Below are 11,773 nucleotides of genomic sequence, written 5' to 3' on the forward strand. Positions count from 1 at the left end.
AGGGATGCCTGGTGCGCCCCGCCGGGTTCCCGGCGGGGCGTCTGCGCGTCAACTGGCCGTCGCGACATAGGTGAGCGTCGCCGAATAGCCGCCGACCGGAACAAAGGGGATGTAACCCTCGAAGTCATTGCCGATGGCGTCCCCGCCGGGAGCGGACGGGCCGTCCTGCCGGTGGACGAGCACCGGGGTGGTGGCCGAGACGTCCTGGAAGGCCGACGTGCCGCTCTCGCGCACGCGCAGGTTCCCGATCGGGATGGTGGCGTCGTTGCCGGGCCGGTCCGAGGTGAGCTCGGCCGAATCCGCCTGCACGGTGACGCTGTAGCCGTCGAAGCTGTTCGTGATGACGGTCATGGTCACGGCTCCGTTGCTCCTGACCGTCGAATCCGGAGTGCCTGCCAAGACGAAACTGCCGGTCAGGTCGGTGAGGGTGATGCTGGTGGGGATCAGGGTGATCACGACCGAGCACCGCGGGTCGGTGCCCCCGACCGGGCAGTTGCCACCCGTCGTCGCCGAGGTGACCCGGTTGTCGAGGGTTCCGTCACCCGTGACCTCCTCATCGGTGACGACGGTGAAGGTGATGACCGCGCTCGCCTCCATCGGCAGCGCCCCGGTCCAGCCGAGGACCCCGCCGGCATAGCTGACGGTGCCGCTGGAGGCGCTCGCGTCGTTGTTGTAGACGGCGTCGTCGAGCACCCCGGCCAGCGAGTCGGTGACCACGGCAGCGGCGTACGGGGTCTCACCGGTGTTCGTGACCGTGATCGTGTACTGGACGGTGGCCTTCACCGCCACGGCACCGCTGTTGTCAGCGGTCTTGGTGATGGTGAGACCGGGAGTCAGGACCGCGACGGTCGTGGTGCAGCGAGGATCGCCTCCCACCGCGGGACATGTCGTTCCGGCGGCGGCGGAGATGACGGTGCCGGTGACCGTGACGGTGCCCCCGACGGGAATGTTGCCGGTCCAGGTGATGGCCGTGGCGCCGAGGACCAGCGTCCCGGAGCTCGCGGTCTGGTCACCGTTGGGGACGGCGTCGTCGACGGTGCCGGTGGTCGGACTGGAGACGCTGATCCCCGTGTAGGGGACCTTCCCGGTGTTGGTGAAGGTGGCGTTGAGCCGGATCGTCGAACCCGGTGTGGCACTGCTCCCGACGTAACCCTGCGAGATGACCAGCCGCGCCACCGCCACCACGACGGTGCAGCGCGAATCGGTGCCCCCTGTCGGGCAGTTGCTCCCCGTGGTGGGCGAGACGGCGGTGCTGGAGAGCAGAGCGTCTCCGGTGCCGGGATCGTTCACGGTGACCGAGTAGGTGATCGTGGCACTCGTGCCGACCGCCAGGTCACCGGTCCAGCCCAGGTCGGACCCGGCGAGGGTGACCGTACCCGTCGTGGCACCGGCGTCCGCGTTGTAGGTCGCGTCGTCCAGCACCCCGGTCAGCAGGTCGGTGACGGCGGCCCCGGTGTACGGGGTCTCCCCGGAGTTGGTGACGGTGACCGTGTAGCCGACGGTGGCCCCTGGCGTCGTCGTACCGGTGTCCGCGCTCGCCGCGATGGTCAGCCTCGGCACCAGGACCGTCACCACCGAGACGCACCCCGTGCCGGCGCTCCCCGCCGGGCAGGTGCTGCCCGGGGCGGACGACACCGCGGTGTTGGTCATCACCTTGTCGCCGCGGTCGGGGTTTCGCACGGTGACCGAGTAGGTGACGGTCGCGCTCGCCCCGATCGCCAGGTCACCGGTCCAGGTCAGGTCGGACCCGGCGAAGGCCACGGTGCCGGTCGTCGCGGTCGCGTCGCCGTTGTAGACGGCGTCGTTGAACACCTGGGCCAGTTGGCCGGTGACCTGGGCACCGCTGTAGGGGCTCTGCCCGGTGTTGGTCACCGTCGTCGTATAGGTGACCGTGCCGCCCGGCGTGGTCGTCCGGGTGTCGGCGGTGTTCGTGATCGTCAACGCCGGGACCAGGACGGTGACCAGGGTGAAGCACCCGGGCGCCGACGCGCCGACGACCGGGCAGGTGCTGCCGGGAGCGGCGGACGTGACGGCGCCTCTCAGGATCCTGTCGCCGGTGTCGGGATCGTTCACCGTGACCGAGCCGGTGATGGTGACCGTCGCACCGATCGCGATGTCCCCGGACCATGTGATCGACCCTCCAGGGGAGATGCCGACGCTGCCGGAACTGGCCGTGAGGTCGCCGCCGTAGGTCACGTCGTCGAACGCGGCCGAGACGTCGAACACGGCGCTGATGCCCGTGTACGGGGTCTGCCCGGTGTTGGCCAGCGTGGTGGTGTAGTTCACGACGCCTCCCGGGGTCGTCGTGGCCACGCCCGCCCCGGTGTTGATCGTCAGCCGCGGGACGAGAACCGTCACGCTGCCGGCGCACCGGGGGTCACCGCCGCCCGCGGGGCAGTTGCTACCGGCGGTGGCCGAGGTGAGGGTGCCGGTCAGCGTCCTGTTCCCGGTGTCGGGGTCGTCGACGGTGACCGAGTAGGTGATCGTGGCGCTCGCGCCGACCGCCAGGTTGCCGGTCCAGGTCAGCGCGGAGCCGGCGAAGCCGACCGAGCCGCTGGTCGCGGCGGCGTCCGCGTTGTAGGTCGCGTCGTCGAGCACCCCGCCCAGCGCGTCGGCGAACGTCGCGCCGGTGTAGGCGGTCTGCCCGGTGTTGGTGACCGCGACCGTGTAGTTCACGACCGAGCCGGGAGTCGTAATCGACGTGCCGGCCGACTTGACGATCGTCAGGCCGGGGATCAGGACCGTGACGGTGCTGAAGCACCCGGGGGCCTGGTTGCCGGCCGGGCAGTTGTTACCCGGCGCGGCGGAGGTGACGGCGGTCCGCAGAAGCCTGTCGCCGGTGTCGGGATCGTTCACGGTGACCGAGCCCGTGATGGTGACGCTCGCGCCGATGGCCAGATTGCCCGTCCAGGTGAAGGTGCCGTCCAGATTGTCGACGACGGTGCCCGACGTCGCTGAGAGGCTGCCGTTGACCGTCGCGTCGTCCAGCACACCCGCCAGGGAGGCGGTGAAACCGGTCCCGGCGTACGGGGTCTGCCCGGTGTTGGCGGCCGTCAACGTGTAGTTCACGACCGAGCCCGGCGTGGTGGTGGCCACGTCCGCGCCGCTGCTGATCGTGAGGCCCGGAACCAGGACCGTGACGGTGGCGGTGCACGGCGCGGCGCGGTTGCCGGCCGGGCAGGTGCTGCCGGGGGTACCGGAGGTGATCGTGTTGGATACGGTCCGGTCCCCGCCGTCGGGGTTTCGCACCGTGGCCGAGTAGGTGATGTTCGCGCTCGCGCCGGGAGCGAGGTTCCCGGTCCAGGTCAGGTTGGGGCCGGTGTACGACACGCTGCCACCGGAGGCGGTCGCGTCCGCGTTGTAGACGGCGTCGTCGAGCAGGCCGGCCATCGAGTCGACGAACGTCGCGCCGGTGTACGGGGTCTGACCGTTGTTCGTCACCGTGACGGTGTAGCCGATCGTCCCGCCGGGGGTCGTCGTCGCGACGCTGGCGACCTTGGCGATGGACAGGCCGGACACGGTGACGGTGGCGGAGCACCGGGGGTCGCCACCACCACTCGGGCAGGTGCTGCCGACGGTCGACGAGGTCACCGCGTTGGCCAGCACCTTGTTACCGGTGCCCGGGTTGCTCACGGTGACCGAGTAGCCGATGGTCACCGTCGCCCCGGCCGGCACGTTGCCGGTCCAGGTCAGGCTCTGACCGGTCACCGAGACCGAGCCGATGTTCGCGGACGCGTCACCGTTGTAGGTCGCGTCGTCGAGAACACCCGCCAGCGGGTCGGTCAGTGTCGCCCCGTTGAAGGCGCTCGACCCGGTGTTGTTCACGGTGATCGTGTAGGTGAGCGTGTCACCGGGCACCACCGAGGAGGCATTGGCCGTCTTGACCATGACCAGCGGCCCGGCCACCATGACCAGCGTCGCGGACTGGGTGGCGGCCAGGCCGGCAGCGTCGACCACCCGGAAGGTGACGGGGGAGCTGCCCGTCGTGGTCGGGGTGCCCGACAGCACGCCGGTGGAGGCGTTCAGGGTGAGCCCAGGGGGCAGGCTGCCCGCGCTGACCGACCAAGTGTAGGGCGTGACCCCTCCGCTGACGGTGAGCGGGACGCTGTAGGAGACTCCGACCTGCCCTGCCGGTGGCGCTGGGAAGGTGAACGCCGGCAGCGCCGCGATCGTCAGGCTCACCGTCCTGGTGTCGCCCTGGTTCAGGGCGTCGAGCGTTTTGACGGAGAAGGAGTAGGCGCCTCCCGCCGTCGGGGTGCCCGACAGCACGCCGGTGAAGGCGTTCAGGGTGAGACCGGGCGGCAGGCCGCCCGCGCTGACCGACCAGGTGTACGGCGCGGTACCCCCGCTCACGGTCAGCGGGACACTGTAGGAGACGTTCACCTCGCCGGCAGGCGGCGCGGCGAAGGTGAACGCGGGAGCGGAGTTGGGGACGACGGTGGCCGACGAGTCGGACGGCGTGCCGGAGCCCGCCGCGTTCACCGCCGCTACGGTGAACCGGTACGAGGTCCCCGGTGTCAGACCGGTGACGGCCTGGGTGGTCGCATTGCCGTTGAACGTCTGGGAGGGCTGCGCGACGCCACCGATGTAGGGCGTGACGAGGTAGCCGGTGATGTCACTGCCGTTCGTCGCCGGCGCCGTCCAGGTGAGGCTCACCGAGGAGGTTCCGGCGGTGGCCGAGGTGATGGCCGGCCTGCCGGGAACGGCGTACGGGGTGACCGCGCCGGACGCCGGACTGGCCGTCCCGGTGCCGAAGGCGTTCGTGGCGGTCACCGTGAAGGTGTACGGCACAGCGGTGGTCAGCCCGCTCAGCGTCCGGGTGGTGGTCGAGGCGTCATAGGCCACCGGGGTCTGGGCCACCCCGTTCTTGTACGGGGTCACCAGGTAACCGGTGATGGCGCCGCCGTTGTTGTTCGGCGCCGTCCAGGTCACCGTGGCGCTGCTCACCCCCGCCGTGGCGGTGGGGGCGGCGGGCGCGGCCGGGGAGGCGGCGTAGACGTAGGTGGCGGACGCGGCGAGTCCCAGGGTGACCACGGTGACCGACACCGACGCGCTGGCGGCTCGGGCCGGCATGGCGGGAATGGTCAACGTGCCGTTGGCATTGGCGGTGAAACACCCGGTGGTGGCCCCCGAGGCGCAGGGCAGCAGGACGACGGCGGTGCCGGCCGCCTGCTCGGCGGCGGTACCGATCATGATGGCCGTCGCGTTGGAGATGTTCGTCCCGCTCACGATGTTCGAGGAGCCGCCGGAGATCGAGCCCGTCGTCGAACTCAGGCTGACGCCGCTGGGCGCCGACGGCGGCGTTCCCTGGGTCGTCGTCGTCGAGTAGGCGGGGTTGGCGTCGATCGACGAGGCGGTGACCACGGTCGCGGTCTGGATCAGGGCCTGGGTGACACCGGTCCCGGTGACGACGCCCGTCACCGTGATCGGCGGTAACGTCGCTCCGGCCGCGAACGGGACGTTGCCGTTGGTGCAGGTGACGGACTGCCCGACCGGCGCCGCGCAGACCCATCCCGTTCCGTAGGCACCGGTGGGCACCACCCCGGCCGGCATGGTCTGGGTCATCGAGATCGGCGAGGATTCCGCGATGCCGTCCGCGCTGACGCCGGAGACGACACTGTAGGTCACGGGGGTGCCCGGCGCCGGCGTCGTGGCGCTGTAGCCGGTCTGCGCGACGGTCAGCTGGGGGACCGAGCTGACCGTGGTCACCGTGGCCGCGTCGACCTCGTGGAAGTCGGTCACGCTTCCGGTGGAGGCCACCCAGCCGAAGGCCAGTTGCCGGGGAGTCCCGTTGGCGTTCAGCCAGCCCGCCGGATACAGGCCGGTGGGCACCGTCGGAAGACTGCCGGTCAGGGTCTTGTTCGTACCGCCCACCAGGGTGACCACCACCACGTAACTGCTGGGCGGGACCACCAGTCCGGCGGCGGTGGTCAACGACACCGCGGTGGGGTTGATACCGATCTGCACAGGAACGGCGGTACGGCTGGTCGCCCGCAGCGCCAGCGGGGTGGCACTCGTCGAGGCGGCCGTGGTGTTGAGCGCGCAGTATCCGACGGTGCCGTTGCCCGGTCCGCGGATGACGACCTGGCCGGGCACCCGAACCCCCGTGCCCGGCAGGTTCGCGCAGCCGCTTCCCTGGTAGGTGCTGCTGCTGAAATTTCCGTACACGTCGAGGCCGATGCCGAGATACCCGTACGCCAGGCCGACGATGGAGCCGGTCCCGGAGTAGCCGAGAGCGCCGCCCGACTGACCGATGTTGGCCGGCGACTTCGGGTTCGCCGGGTCGACCGCCGCCAGCACGAAGGTGATGCCGTCGGCCCCGCCCCCGCCGTACTGGTAGGTGTTGAACGTCACGTCGAGCCCCTGCGAGGCGGGCACGCTGACCGCGCCGAAGAGACCACCCGTCTTGGTGGTCGTCGCGTTCGTCAGGCGCAGTTTGCCCGAGCCCTGACTGTCGGTGTTCCCGCTGCAGCTCTGCAGGACGCCGGTGCCGCTGTTGCCGGAGGCGGTCAGGCAGGCGTAGTTCGACCCGCTCGACCCGCTCGGCAGCGAGGGCAGCACCACGGCACCGGTGCCGTTGGCCGTGTTGTTGTGGAAGGGCTGGTTGAACACGACGGTGCCGGCCGCCGACGCGGCCGTGGTGGCCGGGGCGCTCAGCGCACCGGCGGCCATGCTCAGCACGAGAAGTCCGGAGAGGGTCCGCCCGCATCGCGGCAGCACGCCCTTCGCCATGACCGTGGATCGGCCCGCTCCCCTCGCCGGGCACGGGATGCCGTTCATCGTGACCACCGGAGATCCGCGAAGCGGATCGCGGGGCCGGTCATGGGGGCGGCGCCGGGAACAGCGAGAAACAAGGACACGGCGCGACACCCCTTCGATCGATCGTGATGCCGGCGGTCTTCCGCCGTACGGGCATCGTGGCCATTGAGGCGATCAGCCGACCGCCGGGCTCGGAGCCGTTCGACACGATGAACCGTGCCGGGAAGGGGAATCCCTCCACAAACACTGAAAGTGTCTGATCAACTATTTAGAGTGTCAATCAATGCGAAGTGTGGCGTGGCGCCGGACAAGAGGGGTGGAAAGGACGTCACATGCGCGATCGCTCATCGTCGCAGCGCTGAGGGCCGGGAAACGTCAGAGCACGGCCCGCACTCGGAGTGCGGGCCGTGCTCTGGTGATTCAGGTGATTCAGGTGATTCAGACGCAGGCCGTACGGACGACCTCGGCCAGCCGGCCCGCCAGTTGCTCGGCCTGCTCCGCCGAGGCGGCCTCGACCATGACGCGGATCATCGGCTCGGTGCCGCTCGGCCGGATCAGCACCCGGCCGGTCTCCCCCAGCTCCGACTCCGCGGCGGCGACCGCGGTCTCCAGCTCCGGAGCCGAGGCCTTGGCCCGGTCGACGTCTTTCACGTTGACCAGGACCTGCGGCAGGCGGGTCATCACCGAGGCCAGCTCCGCCAGCGGCTTCTTCGCCCGCGCCATGACCGCCAGCAGGTGCAGTGAGGTCAGCAGGCCGTCCCCGGTGGTGGCGTGGTCGAGCATGAGGACATGGCCGGACTGCTCGCCACCCAGGTTGTAACCGCCCGCCCTCATCGCCTCCAGGACGTAGCGGTCGCCCACGGCGGTCTCCACCACGTCGATCCCCGCGCTCTTGAGCGCGAGCTTGAAACCCAGGTTGGACATGACCGTGGCCACCACGGTGTCGCCGACCAGCTTCCCCTCGGCATGCATGGCCATGGCCAGCACCGCCATGATCTGGTCACCGTCGACGATCTCGCCGGTGTGCGAGACGGCCAGGCAACGGTCCGCGTCGCCGTCGTAGGCGATGCCCACGTCCGCGTCGCGGGAGACGACGATCTGCTGGAGCTTCTCCAGGTGGGTGGAGCCGACCCCGGCGTTGATGTTGAGGCCGTCGGGGCGCGCCCCGATCGTCTCCACCGTGGCCCCGGCCCGCAGCAGCGCCTCGGGAGCCACCATGTGGGCGGCGCCGTGGGCGCAGTCGAGGACCACGTTGAGGCCGTCGAGACGGCAGTCCACCGTGGACAGCACGTGGGACACGTAACGGTCGGCCTCGCCGTACGCCTCGCGCACGCGGCCGACCGAGGCACCGACAGGGCGCTCCCACTTCTCGCCGAGCCGCTGCTCGATCTCGATCTCCACCGCGTCCGGCAGCTTGTAGCCGCCACGGGCGAGGAACTTGATCCCGTTGTCCGGGGCGGGGTTGTGGGAGGCGGAGATCATCACGCCCATGTCGGCTCTGAGAGCCGTGGTCAGGTAAGCGACCGCCGGGGTGGGCAGCACGCCGAGCCGGAGAACGTCCACGCCAGACGACGCAAGGCCGGCGACCACCGCGGCCTCCAGGAATTCTCCTGAAGCCCGGGGGTCCCGGCCCACGACGGCGACGGGGCGGCCTCGCCGCCCCACGCTGGCGCTGAACGCCCCGGCATCGCCGAGGACATGAGCCGCGGCCACGGACAGGTCCATGGCGAGCTCGGCCGTGAGGTCGCGTCCCGCGACCCCACGTACCCCGTCGGTGCCGAAAAGGCGCCCCAACTTAACGCTTGCTGTACTGCGGAGCCTTGCGGGCCTTCTTGAGACCGTACTTCTTGCGCTCGGTGGCGCGGGCGTCACGGGTCAGGAAGCCTGCCTTCTTCAGCGGCGGGCGGTTGACCTCGACGTCCAGGGCGGTCAGCGCGCGGGAGAGACCCATGCGCAGGGCACCGGCCTGGCCGGTGACGCCGCCACCGTTGATGCGGGCGATGACGTCGAACTGGTCCTCGGCGCCAAGAACCACGAAGGGCTCGTTGACGATCTGCTGGTGGACCTTGTTCGGGAAATAGTTCTCAAGCGTACGACCGTTGATCGTCCACTTGCCGGTGCCCGGCACGATGCGCACGCGGGCGACGGACTCCTTGCGGCGCCCAGTGCCGTACGAGTTGCCGGTGGTGATGGGCTTACGGACGGCGACGTCGCCGCTGACAGTGGACTCGGAGGTGTACTCGGAGGGGAACTCCTCCGCGGAGTACGCTTCCTGATCGCCCTCGATGGGCGTCTCGACACCGGTGGGCTCAGCCACGGTTCTCCTCTAACTTTCCTACTCGGCGTCGGCCGTCGGCCAACGCTGCTGGCGACAAGCAGCTAGCGACTACTGGGCGATCTGGGTGAGCTCGAAGGGCACCGGCTGCTGCGCCTGGTGCGGGTGCTCGGAACCGGAGTAGACCTTGAGCTTCTTGATCATCTTCCGGCCGAGAGCGTTCTTGGGCAGCATGCCCTTCACGGCCTTCTCGACGGCGCGGTCAGGACGCTTGTCCATGAGCTCGCCGTAGGTCATGGAACGCAGACCGCCCGGGTAGCCCGAGTGGCGGTAAGCCTTCTTCTGCTCAAGCTTGTTGCCGGTCAGCGCGATCTTGTCGGCGTTGATGACGATGACGAAGTCACCGGTGTCGACGTGGTTGGCGAAGGTCGGCTTGTGCTTACCGCGAAGCAGGATCGCGACGTGGCTGGCCAGCCGGCCAAGCACGATGTCGGTGGCGTCGATGATGTGCCACTGACGCTCGACTTCGGCAGGCTTGGGTGTGTACGTGCGCACGGTCGTATGCCTTCTTTGGTCGCGTCTTCGGCGCTGTCGGAGATGACAGCAACATGGGTCGGTAGGTGCGGGCACACGACAGCCCGGACCTTCCGTCTCCAGAACAGAGGAGATGACGCCGGACGCGCCGCGTATCGGTCTGCAGAGGAGACCAATTCGCACACAACGAACTAGCAGAGTACCGGCGCGGATGAGCACGAGTCAAAAAGACATGACTCTCCGGCGGTGCCCCTGGCATTCTACCTGGGACCCGGCAGTGCCCGGGAACCGCCACGCGCCGACGCGCGATCGGCAGCGGCCGGGCAGGTAGGGCCGGGGTACGGGGAAGCCCGGCACCGGGGCCGCGCGAGGAGCGTGGATCCGTGACGGTTCCAACACGTTCTCACCTTTCTCTTTTTCCTCACCGCAAACATCTCTATCTTTGATAGCGGTATGTGGCAGCTTCCTCACCCCGGGCATACCCAGCGAGCGCGCCTGCGTCGTATGGGGGTGTTCGTGTGCCTGATGACGGTCCTGCTGGTCGGCTTCATCATCGGCCGGGGCAGCCGTGACGAGGAGGCCGCCGAGCAGATCTACCTGAACAACCCCGGGTCGATCAGACCCACACCCAGCAACGGCGCCCTGGCGGGGCAGGTGGAGCGGGCTCCACTCACCCGGGTCGCCCGTCCCTCCGCCCTCCCGACCGTCCCGGCGGACCGGCGTCTGCGCCCCACCCACGGCACCGACACGAAGCTGGGCGAATCCGGCGACGACGGCCCCTCTCGCTACCTGCTCAACGGCAACGGTGACGACGCCACCACCTCCGCCCTCGGCGCGATGGAACGCGAGGTCGTCAGGCTCATCAACATCGAGCGCAGGCGGGCCGGGTGCGGGCCGCTCCGTATCGACCGGAGGCTGGTCCTGTCCGCCAGGAGGCACTCGGCCGGGATGGCGTCCGCCGGCAGCCTCTCCCACACCTCGCCCGACGGCACGTCGCCGTGGGAGCGAATGGACGCCACCGGCTACCGTGACGGCGGCGCGGAGAACATCGGGCGCGGCTACACCTCTCCCGACGAGGCGGTGCGGAACTGGATGGAGACCAGCGGCCACCGGCGCAACATCCTCAACTGCGAGCTCACCGCCACCGGCGTCGGAGCCGTCCAGGGGCCCGACGGGCCGTGGTGGACCCAGGACTTCGGATACTCCTGAGCCAACCGGCCCTGATACCGGGCTACGCTCGGCGCATGGGTTTTCCCGTGGAGCCGCCGCGCCGCCAGCCTTACAACCGGCCTGACGCATCGCCGCCCGCACAGGACCAGCACTGGTTCGACGCCTCGCCGCACAACCGTGCCGCCGAGCCCCCACGGGCGCCGCAGGCGCCGCCCGCCCAGGCCTCCCCTCCGCAGGAGCGACCACGGCAGGAGATGTGGAGTCCGTACGACGACGGCCCCCGCTCGCGTCGCCCGATCTTCATCGCGCTCGGCGCGCTCGTCGCGCTGATCGCCGGGGGCGTCGGCCTGGCCATGCTGGCCAACTCCGACCCCGCCCCGGTGCCCGGGGCGGCGTCCCCCTCGGCCAAGGCCCCCCTCGTGCCACCCGCCAACATCGCGAACGGCAAGTTCGGCCTCGCCTCCTCCCGCGCCACCGACCCGTACGCCCTCACTCTGAACGAGGTGTTCAAGCACAGGAAGGTACGGATCGGCGGGAAGAGCTACCTGATGACCACCCGCAGGACGGACAAGAAGTGCGGCGAGGCCGTGGTGGGAGCCGGGCTCCAGAAGGCCCTCACCGCCGCCAAGTGCACCCAGCTCCTGCGTGCCAGCTTCCGCGACGCCTCCGGAAAGATCATCGGAACCGTGGGAGTCGCCAACCTCAAGACGTCCGCGGGGGCCGCCAAGGTCGTCTCGGCCAGTTCGGGCAAGGAGCGGGAAGAGTACATCAAACCGCTTCCAGGTAAGGATAAGGTCACCAAACTTCTCGGAACCGGCGAGGCTTTCGTCGGCGAGTGGCGCCATGGGCACTACGCGGTAATGGTCTGGTTCCAGTACAAAGACGGGCACCTGCCGAAGAAGAACGAGGTCAAGCAACTGAACCAGGCGGCCTTCGGAGCGGCGGACGCGACCGTCACCCCCGCGCTGGAGTCGCGTTCGTTGACCGGCAAACGGCCCTGATCATGGGGCCATACTGCCGCTTTCAGGCATGAAT

At 69.7% G+C, this 11,773-nt stretch carries 6 protein-coding genes; 2 read left to right on the top strand and 4 right to left on the bottom strand.

The features are described from left to right. Window positions 1–48 precede the first annotated feature (48 nt). The 4 genes from ACFQVD_RS25490 to rplM form a co-directional block, all read right to left on the bottom strand. Complete coding sequence (locus tag ACFQVD_RS25490) at window positions 49–6,780, bottom strand: DUF7927 domain-containing protein (protein ID WP_343968287.1); 6,732 nt, start codon at window positions 6,778–6,780, stop codon at window positions 49–51. Window positions 6,781–7,197: 417 nt separating this feature from the next. Further along, complete coding sequence (gene glmM, locus ACFQVD_RS25495) at window positions 7,198–8,553, bottom strand: phosphoglucosamine mutase (protein WP_343968289.1); 1,356 nt, start codon at window positions 8,551–8,553, stop codon at window positions 7,198–7,200. Window position 8,554: 1 nt separating this feature from the next. Then, window positions 8,555–9,076: a 30S ribosomal protein S9 gene (gene rpsI, locus ACFQVD_RS25500; protein WP_030912863.1), complete on the bottom strand. Its 522-nt coding sequence runs from the start codon at window positions 9,074–9,076 to the stop codon at window positions 8,555–8,557. A 69-nt stretch (window positions 9,077–9,145) separates the two neighbouring features. Beyond that, complete coding sequence (gene rplM / locus ACFQVD_RS25505) at window positions 9,146–9,589, bottom strand: 50S ribosomal protein L13 (RefSeq protein WP_343968292.1); 444 nt, start codon at window positions 9,587–9,589, stop codon at window positions 9,146–9,148. Between the two features lie 483 nt (window positions 9,590–10,072). Between rplM and ACFQVD_RS25510 the strand changes: the two genes are divergently transcribed. Together ACFQVD_RS25510 and ACFQVD_RS25515 are read left to right on the top strand one after the other, a co-directional pair. Next, a complete protein-coding gene (locus tag ACFQVD_RS25510) occupies window positions 10,073–10,777 on the top strand; it encodes a CAP domain-containing protein (protein ID WP_343968294.1) in 705 nt (234 codons plus the stop codon). 35 nt (window positions 10,778–10,812) lie between these two features. After that, window positions 10,813–11,739, top strand: coding sequence for a hypothetical protein (locus ACFQVD_RS25515; protein WP_343968296.1), 927 nt, complete (start codon window positions 10,813–10,815; stop codon window positions 11,737–11,739). Window positions 11,740–11,773 lie beyond the last annotated feature (34 nt).

Origin of the sequence: Streptosporangium amethystogenes subsp. fukuiense (genome assembly GCF_042665875.1) — a bacterium.
Taxonomy (GTDB): Bacteria; Actinomycetota; Actinomycetes; order Streptosporangiales; family Streptosporangiaceae; genus Streptosporangium; species Streptosporangium fukuiense.